General features: G+C 70.2%; 12 protein-coding genes. 5 read left to right on the top strand and 7 right to left on the bottom strand.

Annotated features, from left to right (window positions below; genetic code table 11):
- Positions 1-569: 569 nt before the first annotated feature.
- The 3 genes from meaB to ACFV6H_RS34945 are packed head-to-tail and all read right to left on the bottom strand — an operon-like array spanning position 570 to position 5,891.
- Positions 570-1,550, bottom strand: coding sequence for a methylmalonyl Co-A mutase-associated GTPase MeaB (meaB, locus tag ACFV6H_RS34955; protein WP_385550541.1), 981 nt, complete (start codon positions 1,548-1,550; stop codon positions 570-572).
- A 4-nt stretch (positions 1,551-1,554) separates the two neighbouring features.
- A complete protein-coding gene (scpA, locus tag ACFV6H_RS34950) occupies positions 1,555-3,900 on the bottom strand; it encodes a methylmalonyl-CoA mutase (RefSeq protein WP_385550539.1) in 2,346 nt (781 codons plus the stop codon).
- On the bottom strand, positions 3,900-5,891 hold the full coding sequence (locus tag ACFV6H_RS34945) for a methylmalonyl-CoA mutase family protein (RefSeq protein WP_385550537.1): 1,992 nt from the start codon (positions 5,889-5,891) through the stop codon (positions 3,900-3,902). Before ACFV6H_RS34945 ends, scpA begins: the two co-directional genes overlap by 1 nt.
- Before the next feature lie 448 nt (positions 5,892-6,339).
- Here ACFV6H_RS34945 and ACFV6H_RS34940 point away from each other — a divergent pair, with 448 nt between their 5' ends.
- Together ACFV6H_RS34940 and ACFV6H_RS34935 are read left to right on the top strand one after the other, a co-directional pair.
- Positions 6,340-7,215, top strand: coding sequence for an undecaprenyl-diphosphate phosphatase (locus ACFV6H_RS34940; protein ID WP_384986577.1), 876 nt, complete (start codon positions 6,340-6,342; stop codon positions 7,213-7,215).
- A 136-nt stretch (positions 7,216-7,351) separates the two neighbouring features.
- Positions 7,352-7,540 (top strand): hypothetical protein, encoded by a 189-nt coding sequence (locus ACFV6H_RS34935; RefSeq protein ID WP_093603465.1) that lies wholly within the window; start codon positions 7,352-7,354, stop codon positions 7,538-7,540.
- Here the strand turns inward: ACFV6H_RS34935 and ACFV6H_RS34930 are convergent.
- The 3 genes from ACFV6H_RS34930 to ACFV6H_RS34920 all read right to left on the bottom strand — a co-directional run bounded on the left by ACFV6H_RS34930 (position 7,519) and on the right by ACFV6H_RS34920 (position 10,205).
- Positions 7,519-8,160: a GNAT family N-acetyltransferase gene (locus ACFV6H_RS34930; RefSeq protein WP_385550534.1), complete on the bottom strand. Its 642-nt coding sequence runs from the start codon at positions 8,158-8,160 to the stop codon at positions 7,519-7,521. The two genes, ACFV6H_RS34935 and ACFV6H_RS34930, sit on opposite strands and share 22 nt — an antisense overlap.
- An 81-nt stretch (positions 8,161-8,241) precedes the next feature.
- Complete coding sequence (locus tag ACFV6H_RS34925; RefSeq protein ID WP_385550532.1) at positions 8,242-9,177, bottom strand: RimK family alpha-L-glutamate ligase; 936 nt, start codon at positions 9,175-9,177, stop codon at positions 8,242-8,244.
- Positions 9,174-10,205 carry a RimK family alpha-L-glutamate ligase gene (locus tag ACFV6H_RS34920; RefSeq protein ID WP_385550530.1) on the bottom strand — a complete coding sequence of 344 codons (1,032 nt, stop codon included), beginning with the start codon at positions 10,203-10,205 and terminating at the stop codon, positions 9,174-9,176. Before ACFV6H_RS34920 ends, ACFV6H_RS34925 begins: the two co-directional genes overlap by 4 nt.
- A 298-nt stretch (positions 10,206-10,503) precedes the next feature.
- Between ACFV6H_RS34920 and ACFV6H_RS34915 the strand changes: the two genes are divergently transcribed.
- Positions 10,504-11,367, top strand: a complete 864-nt coding sequence (locus ACFV6H_RS34915) for a DUF4157 domain-containing protein (RefSeq protein ID WP_385550528.1) — start codon at positions 10,504-10,506, stop codon at positions 11,365-11,367.
- A 63-nt stretch (positions 11,368-11,430) separates the two neighbouring features.
- Here the strand turns inward: ACFV6H_RS34915 and ACFV6H_RS34910 are convergent, their stop codons facing one another.
- Positions 11,431-12,840, bottom strand: a complete 1,410-nt coding sequence (locus ACFV6H_RS34910) for a hypothetical protein (protein WP_385550526.1) — start codon at positions 12,838-12,840, stop codon at positions 11,431-11,433.
- A 216-nt stretch (positions 12,841-13,056) separates the two neighbouring features.
- Here ACFV6H_RS34910 and ACFV6H_RS34905 point away from each other — a divergent pair, with 216 nt between their 5' ends.
- Both ACFV6H_RS34905 and ACFV6H_RS34900 read left to right on the top strand, forming a co-directional pair.
- Positions 13,057-13,686, top strand: coding sequence for a response regulator transcription factor (locus tag ACFV6H_RS34905; protein ID WP_093602281.1), 630 nt, complete (start codon positions 13,057-13,059; stop codon positions 13,684-13,686).
- A 383-nt stretch (positions 13,687-14,069) separates the two neighbouring features.
- Complete coding sequence (locus ACFV6H_RS34900; protein ID WP_385550524.1) at positions 14,070-16,109, top strand: VWA domain-containing protein; 2,040 nt, start codon at positions 14,070-14,072, stop codon at positions 16,107-16,109.
- Positions 16,110-16,114: the final 5 nt, after the last annotated feature.

The raw sequence follows: 16,114 nt of genomic DNA, 5'->3' as shown, positions 1-16,114 counted from the left end.
AGAGCTAGGCGAGTTCACTGTGACCGACCTGGACGCGGAGTACGCGGCGCGTACCACTGACGGCCCGTAGGCCGTGTCCTCAATCGCCGGACGGGCTTGATTTTCGGCCTGCGGCCAGGCGGGGCGTTCCCACTCACCCTCACCGTCCGGAAGCCCGGCGCCGGGGCGGGCGGTTCCGTCCTCAATCGCCGGACGGGCTGGATATGCGGGCCCGGACCGGGCGGAAAGCCGGGCAACCGGCGGGAGGGGGGCGGGGTCGGAGGAGGTGCGTGTCCGGACACTAAAGCGTGATTTGTGCCGCACACCGGCCCGCACACAACAACGCAACCCGCACGCGGCGTAAATCATGCCGTCCGGACATGTACCTCCGGAGGCCCCGGCACCCGCACCCACCACCGCACCGCACCCCGGCGCCGCAGGCGCCCCCGCGCGGGCGCCGCAGGCGCCCCCGCGCGCACCGCGCCGCAGGCGCATCCTGAACGGCAGCGACCGACAACCCGCACACACCCACCGGCCCCAGCCGAAACGCACCCCGCACCACGGCCCCGCCGGGAGGCGCACCGCTCCGCCTACCTCAGCGCCTCAATAATCCGTTCCGCCGCCAGCGTTGCCGTCAGTGTTCCCTCCCGTACCTCTCGTTCCAGCGTCGGCGTCAGCTCCCGTACGCCCGGGTGCTCGCGCAGTCGGTCCAGGAGGTGGTCGCGGACCATCGACCAGGTCCAGTCGACCTGCTGGTCGCTGCGCTTCCTGGACAGGCGGCCGTCCGCGCCGAGGACCGCACGGTGCTGTTCCAGCCGCTCCCACACCGCGTCCAGCCCCGTACCCTCCCGCGCGCTGCAACTCAGCACCGGCGGCGTCCACGCCGCGTCCACCGGATGCATCAGCCGCAGCGCGCCCGCGAGTTCACGCGCGGCGGAGCGCGCGTCGCGTTCGTGCGGGCCGTCGGCCTTGTTGACGGCGATGACGTCCGCCAGTTCCAGCACGCCCTTCTTGATGCCCTGGAGCTGGTCGCCGGTACGGGCGAGGCTGAGCAGCAGGAAGGAGTCGACCATATTGGCCACCGTCGTCTCGGACTGGCCGACACCCACGGTCTCCACCAGGACGACGTCGTATCCCGCCGCCTCCATCACGATGATGGTCTCCCTGGTCGCCTTGGCGACGCCGCCGAGCGTGCCCGCCGTGGGCGACGGGCGTACGAACGCCGCCGGGTCCACCGCCAGCCGCTCCATCCGTGTCTTGTCGCCCAGGATGGATCCGCCCGTCCTGGTGGAGGACGGATCGACGGCCAGCACCGCGACCCGGTGGCCGAGGCCCGTGAGCAGCGTTCCCAGCGCGTCGATAAAAGTCGACTTGCCGACACCGGGCACACCGCTGATCCCGATCCTGCGCGCCTTCCCGGAGTGCGGCAGCAGCTCGGTCAGCAGCAGCTGGGCCAGCCTGCGGTGGTCGGGCCTCGTGGACTCGACCAGAGTGACGGCACGGGCGATGTACGAGCGGGACCCGTCCAGCACGCCCTTGACGTAACTGTCGATGTCGATCCGCGGCGGCACGCGCTCACCGCCCGCCCGCACCGTACGCCGCGCCCTCGGCGCCCCCTGCGCCCTCGGCACCCCCCGCCCCGTACCCCTCATGCCCCAGCGACTCCCCCAGCGCCCTCAGCAGATCCCGCGCCGCGTCCGGAATCACCGTGCCCGGCGGGAAGACCGCCGCCGCGCCCGCACGGCGCAGTTCCTCGATGTCCTGCGGCGGGATCACTCCGCCGACAACGATCATGATGTCCTCCCGGCCCTCCGCCGCGAGCTGTTCGCGCAGCGCCGGTACGAGTGTGAGGTGCCCGGCCGCCAGCGAGGAGACGCCGACGATATGGACGTCCGCCTCGACCGCCTGCCGCGCCACCTCGGCCGGTGTCTGGAACAGCGGGCCGACATCGACGTCGAAGCCCAGGTCGGCGAAGGCCGTCGCGATCACCTTCTGGCCGCGGTCATGGCCGTCCTGCCCCATCTTGGCCACCAGGATGCGCGGACGGCGTCCCTCGGCCCGTTCGAATTCCTCGACCACGGCACGGGTGCTCTCCACGGCCGGGGAGGTGCCTGCCTCGTTCCGGTACACACCGGAGATCGTACGGATCTGGCCCGAGTGACGCCCGTACACCTTCTCCAGGGCGTCCGAGATCTCGCCGACGGTGGCCATCGCGCGGGCCGCGTTCACTGCGAGCGCCAGCAGATTCCCGTCCAGACCGCCCGGGCCGCCCAGGCCGGCTCCGGAGCCCGCGCCACCGGAGCCACCGGAACCCGCCTCCGCCGCCACCGTAAGCGCCCGTAGCGCGTCCTGGCAGGCGTTCTCGTCCCGCTCGGCGCGCAGCCGCCGCAGCTTCTCGATCTGCTGGGCCCGCACCGAGGAATTGTCGACCTTGAGGACGTCGATCTGCTCGTCCGAGCCGCTCTCCACCCGGTACTTGTTCACGCCGATGACCGGCTGCCGCCCGGAGTCGATCCGCGCCTGCGTACGCGCGGCGGCCTCCTCCACCCGGAGCTTGGGGATTCCCGCGTCGATGGCCTGCGCCATACCGCCCGCCGCCTCGACCTCCTCGATGTGCTGCCAGGCGCGCCGCGCCAGGTCGTACGTCAGTTTCTCGACGTACGCGCTGCCGCCCCAGGGATCGGTCACCCGGCAGGTGCCCGACTCCTGCTGGAGCAGCAACTGCGTGTTGCGGGCGATACGGGCCGAGAAGTCGGTGGGCAGGGCCAGCGCCTCGTCCAGCGCGTTGGTGTGCAGCGACTGCGTATGGCCCTGGGTGGCGGCCATCGCCTCCACACAGGTGCGTGTGACGTTGTTGAAGACGTCCTGCGCGGTGAGCGACCAGCCGGAGGTCTGTGAATGGGTGCGCAGCGAAAGCGACTTGGCGTTCTTCGGATCGAACTTCTTGACCAGCTTGGCCCACAGCAGCCGGGCCGCCCGCAGCTTGGCGATCTCCATGAAGAAGTTCATGCCGATCGCCCAGAAGAAGGAGAGCCGCGGCGCGAACGCGTCCACGTCGAGCCCCGCGCCGAGTCCGGCGCGCAGATACTCCACGCCGTCCGCGAGGGTGTACGCCAGCTCCAGATCGGCCGTCGCGCCCGCTTCCTGGATGTGATAGCCCGAGATGGAGATGGAGTTGTAGCGCGGCATCTTGCGCGAGGTGTACGCGAAGATGTCGGAGATGATCCGCATCGAGGGCTTCGGCGGATAGATATAGGTGTTGCGGACCATGAACTCCTTGAGGATGTCGTTCTGGATGGTCCCGGCCAGCTTCTCGGGCGGTACGCCCTGCTCCTCGGCGGCCACGATGTAGAGGGCGAGTACGGGCAGTACGGCGCCGTTCATCGTCATCGACACGCTCATCCGGTCCAGCGGGATGCCGTCGAAGAGCTGTCGCATGTCGTAGATGGAGTCGATGGCCACACCTGCCATCCCGACATCGCCGGTCACCCGCGGATGGTCGCTGTCGTAGCCGCGGTGCGTCGGCAGATCGAAGGCGACCGACAGGCCCTTCTGTCCGGCGGCGAGATTGCGCCGGTAGAAGGCGTTGGACTCCTCGGCGGTGGAGAAGCCGGCGTACTGCCGGATCGTCCAGGGCTGATTGACGTACATCGTCGGGTACGGGCCGCGCAGATACGGCGCGATGCCCGGATACGTGGCGAGGAAGTCGAGACCGGCCGTGTCCTGCGCGGTGTAGAGCGGTTTGACGGCGATGCCCTCGGGCGTCTCCCAGACCAGCTCGCCGTCCGCGCGGCCGGTCCGCTCCTTGACGGCCGTACGCCACTGGTCCTCGGTGACCGCGGCGCTGTCACCGGGTCCCGGGCCGGTCTCGGACAGGCCGCTCTTGGACAGGCCGATCTCGGTGAAGTCGGGGATCCCCATCACGCCACTCCCATCCGGTCGAGTACGGAGGTGAGGACGGCGACCGCGTCGCCGCCCGCGACGACGAACTCGTCCACTCCGGCCTCCAGATATGTCTCACGGTGCTCGCCGGGCCGGCCGGCGAGAAAGACCCGCAGCGCGCCGGCGGACTTGAGCGCCGCCGCGACGGGCGCGGCGTGCTCGGTGTAGAGCGTGTCGCTGGAGCAGAGGCAGGCGACGGACGCTCCGCTGCGGGTGAAGGCGTCGGCGGCGGTCTCCGCGTCGACCGACACCGGCTCGTGGACCGGCTCGATCCCGCCGGCCTGGAAGAGACTGGCGGCGAAGGTGGCCCGTGCCGTGTGCGCGGCGGCCGGTCCGAGAGCCGCCAGAAAGACCCGTGGCCGGGCGCCGGTGGCGGCGAGATACGCGTCGGAGCGGGCGCGGAGCGCCTCGTACGCCTCGTCACGGCGGACGACGGGCAGCCCGCCAAGCCCACCAAGCCCACCAAGCCCGCCAAGCCCGCCAAGCCCGCCGACGGATGTCCCGGGCGCCGGATCCCGTTCCACCGGAGGCTGCGAGAGCTGCGGGAACTCGCTGACTCCGGTGATGGGTTCACGCCTCCGGGCAAGCTTCTCCGAGCGCTCCCGCCAGGTGTCCGAGAGCCGCTCCTCGATCAACCCGTCACGCAGGGCGGCGCGTTGGCCGCCTGCGCGCTCGATCTCCTGGAACCACGCCCAGGCCGCGTGGGCGAGTTCGTCGGTGAGCCGTTCCACGTACCAGGAGCCGCCCGCCGGATCGATGACCCGTCCGAGATGCGACTCCTCCAGCAGGATCGTCGAAGTATTGCGCGCGATCCTGCGGGAGAAGGCGTCGGAGAGCCCGAGAGAGTGATCGAACGGCAGTACGGTCACGGCGTCGGCGCCGCCCAGGCCGGCCGCCAGCGAGGCGACCGTGGTGCGCAGCATGTTCACCCAGGGATCGCGCTTGGTCATCATCACCGGTGAGGTCACGGCGTGCTGGAGCTGTGCGCCGGCGGCAGGCGCGCCGCAGACCTCGGCCACCCGGGCCCAGAGCCTGCGCGCGGCACGGAGTTTGGAGATCGTGAGGAACTGGTCGGCGGTGGCCGCGTAGCGGAATTCGAGCTGTCCGCAGGCCGCTTCGACGGAGAGTCCGGCCGCGGTGAGCTCACGCAGCCAGCCGACGCCAGTGGCGAGCGAACAGCCCAGCTCCTGGGCGTCCGAGGCGCCGGCCTCGTGGTACGGCAGGGCGTCGACGGTGATGGCGCGCAGACCGGGATACTCACGGTCGCAGAGCGCGGCGAGTTCCGCGGCCTCCTCGGTGTGGCCGTCCGTCTCCCGTCCGGTACGGGCGAGTTGAGCGACGGGATCGGCGCCGAGAGTGCCGCGCGCCTGGTGGCGAGGCACCTCGCGCTCGTCGTACAGCCTCAGCAACTCCCGTGCGGCGGGCCCGAATTCGTCGCCCGCGTCGAGTGCGACGGGAGCCAGGTCGAGATAGACACCGTCGAGCGCGGTGGCCAGACCGCTCACCGGGACTCCGGCGGCTCCCACGCCCAGCCACAGGGAGGTGACGCCGTTTTCGAGGTCGGCAAGCACGGCTTCATTGGTACGGGCGGGATCGGGCCGCGTATGACGCTGACGTACGTCCCAGCCGGAGACGGCACCGCCCTCGGGCCGGCTGCCTCGGACGAACGGCGCGAAACCTGGATAGCCGACGAAACCGGGAGAGGCGGCGGCGCTGGGAGGGGTGCCGGCGCCCGGCGCGTCCTGGCCGCCGGGCGTGATCCGGCCGCCCGGCGCGTCTTCGGCGGTGTAGAGCGGACGGGTGATGAGCCCGTCCTGAAGCGTCGTGGCAAGTGCCTCCTCGGCGGCCGGCCCCGAGACATCACGACCCGATTTGCGCAGCACGCCTGCCACCAGGCTCTGCCACTGCTCGCGGGTCGCGTCGGGGAACTCGGCGGCCAGGGAAAGCCCGTCGTCAGGCAGGACCGTCATGCCCAGATGTTAGGACAGCACGCCGAACGAGCAGCAGAGCGCGCGCCTGTGAGCTATCCCTCTCCGCAATACGCCATGTGTAGGACTTTCACCGCGCGCAATGCTCTACGGGAGTGAGCACAGTGAATGGGAGCCGGGGCCACCGACGGCAGGGCTGATGACAAAGGTGATGGCAGGGGGCTGCCAGCTGTGCCGTCAGCTTCAGACGCTAGGCTGCCCCAACCCGGCATGTGATCGCTGATCGATGATCACTGATCGTCATGCCACCGGCCTCAACGACGCCATGTCCGTAGTGACGAGCAGGCGTGAGACGTAGGACCACGTGAGTAGGACCATCTGCCCATCCATATGATCTAACCGCGCATCGACCGTCAGCTCTCAGCCCGCCACTGTGCCCGCAGTTTCCGCCGGCCAGTGCATGATCCTCTCTTGGATGGCGTAGTACCCCATGTCTTGGTTCGAATCTTTCGTCCTCGGGCTCGTCCAGGGACTGACCGAGTTCCTGCCCATCTCCTCCAGCGCGCATCTGCGGCTGACGGCGGCGTTCGCGGGCTGGCACGACCCGGGTGCGGCGTTCACCGCGATCACGCAGATCGGTACCGAGGCCGCCGTCCTGATCTACTTCCGCAAGGACATCGCCCGTATCGTTTCCGCATGGTTCCGCTCGCTGACGAACAAGGCGATGCGCAGCAACCACGACGCGCAGATGGGCTGGCTGGTCATCGTCGGCTCGATCCCGATCGGGGTGCTCGGAGTCACCTTCAAGGACCAGATCGAGGGCCCGTTCCGCGATCTGCGGCTGATCGCCGTCACGCTGATCGTGATGGGCATCGTCCTGGGTGTCGCGGACCGGCTGGCGGCGCGTGACGAGACCGGCGGCAAGCACCGCGCCATCAAGGAGCGCAAGTCCCTCCAGGAGCTGGGCGTCAGGGACGGTCTGATCTTCGGCATCTGCCAGGCGATGGCGCTGGTCCCGGGCGTCTCCCGCTCGGGCGCGACGATCAGCGGCGGTCTGCTGATGGGATACACCCGCGAGGCGGCGGCGCGTTACTCGTTCCTGCTCGCGATCCCGGCAGTCCTCGCCTCCGGAGTCTTCGAACTGAAGGACGCGGGCAACGGCGGCCATGTGTCCTGGGGCCCCACGATCTTCGCCACGATCATCGCGTTCGCGGTGGGATATGCCGTTATCGCCTGGTTCATGAAGTTCATTACGACCAAGAGCTTCATGCCGTTCGTGATCTACCGCGTGCTGCTCGGCATCGCCCTGTTCGTACTGATCGGCACGGACACGCTGAGCCCGCACGCGGGCGAATCGGCGGGCTGACAGGCACTGACACGGGCACTGACGAGCCAGAGGTAGGGGCCGGTCGGGGCGGGAGCCGGAGTCGGGCCGAGGGAGTGTGAGCAAGGACGCGCTCCCGACGGTGTCTTGGCGCCCGCCCTGCGCCTACGCTTGTCATATGTCCTCCACTCGTGCCACCGCATCCTCGGCCCGCGACGCCGTCGCGGCCAATGAGCGGATCCGCGCGCTTGTCGACGCGGCCGACGCCTCCGACGGTACGTGGCCCTCGGAGGCGTACGAAGTGCTTCTGCGGGAGTGGGCCGCCGCCCTGCACGGCGGCGTCCATCATGTGGACGAGGCCGCGTAGCCGCTTCCCTCGCGGTCGCTTCCCTCGCGCGTGATCGGCCTGGTCGGCGCGGTTGTCCCGATCGGCAGGAGCAGTTCGGGGCGGTCCCACATCACCGCGGGTGGATTCGCGGCTTCTGTGCCGGTCCGCCGGGCGCCCACGCTGCGGTAGAAGCCCTCGGCGGGCGGGTGCGAGACGATACGGACACGGTCGAGCCCGGCCTCGCGCGCGCCGGCCTTCATATGCTCGATCAGCCGGCGGCCGATACCGAGGCCCTGCGCGTCGTCGGCCACGAACATCAGGTCGAGCTCCGCCGTGGCGGGAGCGGGACTCGGGGTGGAAGCGGGAGTGGGAGTTGGAGTGGGAGTGAGCAGGATCAGGGCGTAGAAGCCGAGGATCCGGTCGCCGGAGCCGACGGCCACAAAGACCTCATGGGCCTCGATGTAGTCGGGACCGACCCGGTAGCCGGCGATCATCGGCGCGTACGGGCCCTCATAGGCACGGGAGCAGCGTACGAGGGCGGTGAGCCGCTTGGCGTCGCGGGCGGTCGCTCGTCTGATCCGTACGGCTTCGCCTCCGAACGTCTCGCCGCGCGCATCCGCGATCTTCCTCGCGGTCCTCCCCGTAATCTTCGCACCCATGAAGTGAGTATTACTTACCCATGGGACACGGGAGACAGGAGGGTCTCCGGACACCACCCGAGTCTCCTATCGGCACAGCTCTCACATCGGCACGGCGGTCGCCGCCTCCGCCTCGCCTGTCGCCGCCCGCAGCGCCAGGGCCGCGAGTGCCTCCGGCGCGCCCGCCTGTCCTCTGATGCCGGGGAAGGCGTTGATGTCGACGATCAGTGGCGCGCCGCCGCCCGCGTCGATCAGATCCACGCCGTACACGTCGAGCGCGAAGACCGAGCCGACCTGGCGGACCAAGTCGAGCCATCCGCCGGGCAGATCGGCCAGTGCCAGCGGGAGAGTCGGGCCAGGGCCTCGGCTCCCGGGCCGGCGCAGGCGATCAGGCTCGGGCCGGGAGTCCGGCTGGCAATCCGGCCGGTAATCCCGCTGAGAATCTGTCTGAGGATCGGCCAGTTCCGAGCGGCGCAGGCCCGCGAAGACCTGGCCGGCGATCACCCATAGCTTGTGGTCCCAGCCGCTGTTCGCGGTGAACGGCTGGACCACCACCGGCTCGTCGGGCCATTCCGCGCACAGTTGGCGCAGCCGTACGGCGTTGTCGACACGGGCGACCAGATCGTGCCGTCGGCTGTGGCGGCTCTTGACCACAAGTGGATACGGCAACAGGTCCGGCTCCGCCGCGAGTTGCCGTAGGGCGGCCACCGTGCGTGTACTCGCGAACGGCAGCCCGGCGGACCGGGCCAGCTCGGCCATCGGCGCCCGGTCCTGGCAGAGTGCGGTCGCGGCGGCCGAGTTGACCATGGGAGCGCCACGCTTTTCGAAGGACCGGGCCAGGGCCAGCGCGCGCGGTGTCCGTGCCTTGAGGAGATAGACATCGGCGAGCGCGCCCGAGCCCTCGGACACCGACGGCCGGGACGCGTCATCTCCCGCCTCCGGATCGATCGAGTCCACCTCGTGACGCGGCGTCAGCAGTGCGGTCGTGGCGGACAGAAGCGGATGGCCGGGCCGGGATGTGATCAGACAGATCCTCATCGGCCCTCACCGGCCGCCGTGGCGCGGAACTGTACGGAAACACGCGCCGGTTCCGGGAGCGGGATGACGTCCGCCGTGCCCGGTTCCGGCCCGTCGGCGGTCGGTCCCGTACCGTCCGTACGCGGTCCTGTCCCGTTGGTGCGCGGTCCGGTTCGGTCGGTGCTCGGTCTCGTACCGTCGGTACGCGACGCTGCCTCACCCATGTTCGGCCGCGCGCCGCCCGTACGCGCCAGTTCCAGTACGGCCCTCGCCACCCGTTCCACCGCGTCGGGCACCAGCCGGAAGCTCGGGAAGTCATTGACGTCGACGATCACCGGACCGTCCGGGCCCAGCAGCACGTCCACGCCGTACAGATCGAGCCCGTACACCGCCCCGACCTCCGCCGCCATCCCCGCGATCTCGGCGGACAGCGGTACGCGCCGCTCGTGCGCGGGCCGGTCGGGGTGGAGCGGTGAGCAGCGCTCGGTCGCGTACAACTCACCGCCGACGCAGTACACCTTGAGGTCGATCCCAGAGTTGCGCACATACGGCTGGGCGATCAGCATGCCCTCGCCGGACAGTTCGCCCGCCAGCTCGGCCAGCCGGTCCGGTGAAGGCACCACCCGTACCGCGCGCCCCGAACTCCCGTCGGCGGGCTTGACCACCAGCGGGAACTCCGTCTCCGGCAGCTCCGCCAACGCGTCGGGCCGCGCCGCCGCGTACGTCACCGGCATCGGCAACCCCCGGCTCCGCCCGATCACCGCCGCGAGCGCCTTGTCGCGCACACCACGGATCGACCGCGCGTCATTGACCGTTGTCAGCCCGACCGCCGCCGCCGCTTCGAGCAGTGTCAGTCCCGGTCCTCCCGACACCGTCTTGAGCACCCAGGCATCATGGCTGCCCGCCCGCACCGTCTCCGACAGCCGCAGCAGCGAACTGCCAGGCCGCAGCACATCCACCCGGTGCCCCCAGGCGGTGAGTCGGCGGATCACCTCCACGGGCATCCCGTCGTACCGGTACTGCTCCTCCACCAGAAAGCAGAGTCTCATCGATCTTCCCCGTAACCCCGGACGTCCGAGCGTCCTGTCCGGCACTCTGTGAATCCTTACCGGCCATGATCCGCCCTTTCCCGGCCACCGCTCCCACCAAGGCCGTCCGACATGCCCGCCAGGACCGCCCGGCATCGCCGTGTGCCGTCAGGGCGTCCGCGCTGCCCCAAGAGGCAGGGCGGAGTGCCCCCGGGCGATGGAGACCGGGGCTGGACGGTCCGCCGCGCGCGCCGCGAGGGTGGACGGTGGAGGTTCAGGCAGGCCGGCAGGCAGGGCGGAGAGGTCCGAGGAGACCGCGATGCGCGCACACGAACACGAGCAGGAGCAGGCACAAGGGCACGAGCACGACGAGTCCTTCCGGTCCGCGCGGGCCACGGGCACGGCGGACGTGGCGGACGTACGGGAAGCCGCCGGCGCGTCGCGTCTCTTCGAGGCCGCCGCGACGGGACGGTCCGATGTGGTCGGACCTGTCGGTATGGCCGGCCTGCAACGGGCGGTCGGGAACAGCGCCGTGGGATCGATGCTCGGCAAGGGCCCCGCGCCCGCCGGGGCCGGGGAAATGGAGTCCGAGGAGGTTCAGGCCGAGGAGGAGCGCTCCTCCGTGCACGACGTCGTCTCCTCCGGTGGCGGACAGCCACTCGACACCGACACCCGCACCGACATGGAGACGCGGATGGGCGCCGACTTCTCCGATGTACGTGTGCACGCCGACTCGGCGGCACACGAGTCGGCGAAGGACGTCGGCGCGCACGCGTACACCGTGGGCAACCATGTGGTCTTCCAGCGGGACAGTTACGATCCGTCGTCGCCCGGCGGACGCACCACGCTGGCCCATGAGTTGACGCATGTGGTCCAGCAGCGCAACGGGCCTGTCGAGGGTACGGAGGCGCCCGGCGGTATCCGTGTGAGCGATCCGTCCGACCGCTTCGAGCAGGAGGCCGTCGCCAACGCCGACCGAGTGCTGTCCGGGCCGAGCCCGGCGCCGACTCCTGCTCCTGCTGCGGACGTTCAGTCCGTGCCCGTGCAGTCCATGTCGTCCGCGCCGTCCGTACAGCGCCAGGACACGGAGGGCGAGGACGAGGAACCGGCCGACGTACAGGGCTCCTTCGTCCAGCGGGCGGAGGAGGGCGCCGAGGAGGAAGAAGAGGCTCCGCCTGCCTGACCGATCCCTCTCCGCCCTCTACTCCGCCTTCTCTTTGCCTCTCCGCCGACCGACCCGCCGCCGTTACTGCGCCGCGTCCGTCCGCAGCGTGCCGCCCAGCAGCAGTGACTCCGCGCACCCCGACGGCCTCGGCGCCTGCACGGGCCTGCCCACCTGCCGGCAGTCGACGGTCATGGTGATCTCGCCACCGGCCGGTACCAGAATCGGTGTGACGAAGTGGTAGTCGGTGTCGCGGAAGTTCTCCAGGGCCAGCCGCAGGACGGGAGCGTCCTGGCTGGAGACGACCAGTGTGCCGGCGTCGCCCTGCGGGTTCTGGACCACGATGTCGGTGAGTTCGAACGTACTGCCCGCGGGCACCTGATACGCCGATCCTCTGCTCGTACCGCCGCCGACCGCGTCCCTGACCTCGACACGTGCGCTGGTGGGCGTACCTGTCCCGGCCGCGCTGCCGGCGTCCGAGCCGGAGCTCGCCCCGGACCCGGATCCCGCGCCCGAGCTGCTCTGCTGTCCCTCCCCGGCCGCGCCTCCGTCGGCGCCTGCCGTCGAGCCGCTGTTCGCCGCGCCGTTGCCGCCGTTCGCGGCTCCGGCGCCCGGCGAGGGCGTCTGCTGCGCGGCGGACGCGACCACTTCCGGAGTCACCGCCTCGCGGGCCGTCGACTTAACCGCCGGCCGGAGCAGCCCGTACCAGAGGCCGACCGCCGCGAGGACCACCACCGCCGCGAGGACCAGCGCGCGAGGCAGCCAGCGCGGCAGGATGGCCTGCTGCTCGTACGAGCCGTCCAGGACGAGCGGTTCGAAGGGTGGCGGCGACAACTCATCCTGCTGCCGACTTCCCTCCTGACTGCCTTGCTGACCGTCCGTCAACTGTGCCGACTGCGACGCCACAAAAGCCTGGAACTGATGCGTCACCGGCGTTCCGCGCCAGATCCGCTTGGCCGGCCGTACCCGTAACTTCCCGAAGTCCGCGTGTCCCGGCGGGATCACCAGTTCCTTGGCGGCGAAGTCGACCCGTGCGCGCTCCGAGCCCGTACGCGCGCTCAGTTGTACGGTCACCGGAGCGTTTCCCCGGTTGTCGACAGCGAGTTGATGTCTGCCGCGACGGGCGCCGGTCGAGCCGCGCGGCACCAGTTCCGACGTCACTTCAGTGAACGGCGCCACGGTCACCCGGCCTTCGGGCACCACCGCCTCGCCCGGTTCGCTCGTCGGCAGCACACGTACACCGAAGGGAGTCTCGCCCGCGGGCACCGACGGATCGCGCGGCGGGCTCAGCCGCAGGGCGACGGTACCGGAGGCGCCCGGATAGAGGGAAAGGGTCGCGGGTTCCACCGTCGACCAGGCCGCGCAGGCCCCGACCACCTCGAAGCGGTACTCCTCGACGGTGCTGCCGGAGTTCAGGATCTGTAGGGGTACGTCCGTCGCCACGCCCGGCTCGGCGGTGACAGTCGTTGCGTCGAGGCTCGCCGTAACACTCATGGCCCGCACGGTAGGACCGCTCACAGTCGCGAACAGCGGCCGGACAGGAACACTTTCGGGCAGATGTGGTGCCCATCCAGTGGGAGCTGATTTCGTCTCAGCCGTTGGTGGGAAAGGAGTAGCTACCGATGCGTATGGCAACTGGGACCGAAGCCGCGCAGGTCCGGTTCCGCCCATGATGACGCCATCGGTTCGCATATGCGGAGGGGGAAATTCATGACAGAACGTACCATCGTCGGTTTATGCGCGCAGGATCCGATCTCCCAGGCCGGGGTGGCGAGCCAGTTGCGGACCAGACCGGAGGTGAGACTGGCCGGCGGCGACGAGGAAGAGGTCGCTCCGGAAGTGGTCGTAGTGGTGGTGGATGTGATCGATGACGAAGCGTTGCGGATGCTGCGCAACATCCAGCGCAGTGGTACCTCCCGCGGCGTGCTGGTCGCCACCGAGATAGACGAACAGAAGCTGGTCAGCGCCGCGGAGTGCGGTGTGGCCGGTGTGGTGCGGCGGTCGGAGGCGACGCCCGACCATCTCGTACGGGTCATTGTCGCGGTGGCGAACGGGGAAGGGCATGTGCCCGCCGACCTCCTCGGCAAGCTGCTCGAACAGGTGGGGAAACTGCAGGGACAGGTGCTCGGGCCTCGTGGTCTGCACTTCACGGGCCTGTCGTCGCGGGAGATCGATGTACTGCGGCTGGTCGCCGAGGGGTACGACACCGCCGACATCGCGATGAAGCTCGCCTACTCGGAACGCACCATAAAGAACGTGCTGCACGCGGTGATGACCCGGCTGCAACTGCGTAATCGCTCTCATGCGGTGGCGTACGCGCTGCGTCAGGGGCTGATCTGACGTACCGTCAGCTGCCGTCATCTGCCGTCGGCCCAACCGCTCGCGGTACGGCTCGGAACCACTGCCCGAAAGGGCAGAGCTGGGTTCCCGCAGGACTGACTCGCGCCCCTCTGCCCGCCGGGGGCGCGAGCAGGGGATGGTGAGGGCCGGCGTGCCGATCTGGGGAGGGTTCCGTGCGGCGGTCTCAGCGATTCCGGCGATCGGCACGGGCGCGGCTCCTGCGGACGTCACGGACGCACCGGACACGGTGGTCGGGGCGGCCACGGCAGACACGGTCCTCGGCACAGACGTGGCAGGCACGGTCGTCGGCACGGACGTGGCAGGCACGGTCGTCGGCACGGACGTGGCAGGCACACCGACCGCGTGTCGCGCCCGCCTTGCGCGTGCTGCCCTTCGTACTGCTCCTGCTGGCGGTCGGCAGCCTGCCCAGTTCCGCCGCCGCGCCGGCCGCGGCCGTTCCCGAACCGCCCGTCACACCGGCCGTGGTGGAGGAGGAGCTCGACCCGGGCGGCATCCTCGCCGTCGACAAGCAGGTCCGTACGCCCGCCATCCCGCCGAAGCCCGACATCGTGCTGCTGGTGGACGGCACCTACAGCATGAACACAGCGATCGCGAGGATTCAGCAGAACCTCCCGGTGATCACCAACAGGGTGCGCGAGGAGCAGCCGGACTCGCGCTTCGCCGTGGCCACGTACGGAGACCAGGAGGTCGACGCCGACAACGGCGAGGTCTACACCGTTCTTCAGCCGCTCACGCACGATCTCGGCGCGGTGCAGACGGGCGTCGACGAACTCGACACCCACCGTGGCGAGTTCAGCATGGGACCGTCCGAGGACTGGATCAACGCACTGTGGCAGATCGCGCACGGCAGCGACGGCGGGACCGTCTTCCGTGAGGACGCGAGCCCGGTGGTCGTGCTGGTCGGTGATGCTTCGAGCCACGACCCGAGCATGGGGCACTCGCTCACGGACACGATCAACGCGCTGAAGGACCGTGGGATCAGGGTCGTGGGCGTGGATATCGCCACCGCGATAGGCGACGGCCTCAACGGAACCGGCGACGCCAACAATCCCGACTATCCCGACCAGGTGGAAGACCCGCTGCACCCGCCCGGCCAGGCCGACAAAGTCATCGAGGCGACCAATGGCGCGCTGCTCAGCGATGTCGACGGGGAGGCGGTGGCGGACAAGATCGCCGAAGGCCTGACCAATCTGCCCACCTCCGTCGGCTACCAGCTCGACGGCTGCGATCCCGCCCTCACCGTCACCCTCGAACCGCCCGTCCGGAACCTCACCAGTGGCGCGACCGCGGCCTTCGACGAGACCATCGAGGTCGCCGAGAACGCTCCGCAGGGGACCACGCTGACCTGCACGGTCCAGTTCCTGCTGGGCTCCGGTACGACGGGCGGTGCGACCGGCGGCACGGCAAGTGGCACAGCGAGCCTCGGCCCGAGGGCCGTGCCCGATCCCGCGCTGACGCAGACGATCAGCATCGCCGTCAACGATGTCGAGGCACCGGTGGTCACCGTGGACGACCGTACGGTACGGACCAGGAACCCGGACGGCGCCCGCGTCTCGTTCACCGCCACCGCCGAGGACGCCCACGACGGCCCGCTGCCCGCGCGGTGCGCGCCCGCCTCGGGCTCGCTCTTCCCGGTCGGCCGTACGACGGTCACCTGCTCGGCCACCGACTCGAACGGCAACACCGGTACCGACACGGCGACGGTGGAGGTACTGGAGCAGCCGGTTCCGCCGCTGCCGCCTCTTCCGCCGACGGCCGATGTCGCCGTGGACGTACGGATCGAACCGCAGCGTACGTACACCGGGCGCGACGCCCGCGCCCGTTTCGTCCTCACCAACGCGGGACCGGACACAGCGACCGGTGTCATCCTCACCTCCGCCTGGCCCAGGACGCCCGATCCCGGCAGGCGCACCTTGGCGGGACTGTCCCGCTGTACGCCGACCGCGCCGTGCACGATCCGGCCGGGCGGTCGGATCGAGGTGACGCAGACGGCCACGTACCGGACGGCGATCAGCGGAGACGTGCACGGGAGCGTCGTCGCCACACTTCCTGACCGCCGAGCTGCCGACAACAGGGACCAGGCGCGGCTGCGTGTCCTCCAGCCGAGGCTGACGGTCACTCCGGCGGTGGCCACACCGGGACAGGTCGTCCTGGCGCGCGGCACGGATTACCCGCCGGGCGCGCGCGTACGGCTGAGCTGGAGCGCGGGCATCACCGCGGCGGGAGCGCCGGTGACCGTCGGCGGTGACGGCACCTTCGAGGCGCAGATGCTGGTGCTCCGCAAGGACCGGCTCGGGCCGCGCCAGCTCCGCGCGGACGTCACGGATCTCGACCGGCTGGAGAAACCGGTGCTGGTGGTCCAGCGCAAGCTCCAGCCACCGGACTTCGCGGGGCGCGGATGACGGGG

Source organism: Streptomyces sp. NPDC059743 (assembly GCF_042732975.1).
In the GTDB taxonomy this organism is placed as follows: domain Bacteria; phylum Actinomycetota; class Actinomycetes; order Streptomycetales; family Streptomycetaceae; genus Streptomyces.
Note: the sequence above shows the minus strand (reverse complement) of the source record. Positions and strands in the feature narration are given on the sequence as shown.

Bases quoted from the DNA above. Each gene is read 5' to 3' on its own strand.
- scpA (WP_385550539.1), bottom strand. From the start codon at position 3,900: ATGGGGATCCCCGACTTCACCGAGATCGGCCTGTCCAAGAGCGGCCTG.
- ACFV6H_RS34945 (WP_385550537.1), bottom strand. From the start codon at position 5,891: ATGACGGTCCTGCCTGACGACGGGCTTTCCCTGGCCGCCGAGTTCCCC.
- ACFV6H_RS34940 (WP_384986577.1), top strand. From the start codon at position 6,340: ATGTCTTGGTTCGAATCTTTCGTCCTCGGGCTCGTCCAGGGACTGACC.
- ACFV6H_RS34935 (WP_093603465.1), top strand. From the start codon at position 7,352: ATGTCCTCCACTCGTGCCACCGCATCCTCGGCCCGCGACGCCGTCGCG.
- ACFV6H_RS34930 (WP_385550534.1), bottom strand. From the start codon at position 8,160: ATGGGTGCGAAGATTACGGGGAGGACCGCGAGGAAGATCGCGGATGCG.
- ACFV6H_RS34925 (WP_385550532.1), bottom strand. From the start codon at position 9,177: ATGAGGATCTGTCTGATCACATCCCGGCCCGGCCATCCGCTTCTGTCC.
- ACFV6H_RS34920 (WP_385550530.1), bottom strand. From the start codon at position 10,205: ATGAGACTCTGCTTTCTGGTGGAGGAGCAGTACCGGTACGACGGGATG.
- ACFV6H_RS34915 (WP_385550528.1), top strand. From the start codon at position 10,504: ATGCGCGCACACGAACACGAGCAGGAGCAGGCACAAGGGCACGAGCAC.
- ACFV6H_RS34910 (WP_385550526.1), bottom strand. From the start codon at position 12,840: ATGAGTGTTACGGCGAGCCTCGACGCAACGACTGTCACCGCCGAGCCG.
- ACFV6H_RS34905 (WP_093602281.1), top strand. From the start codon at position 13,057: ATGACAGAACGTACCATCGTCGGTTTATGCGCGCAGGATCCGATCTCC.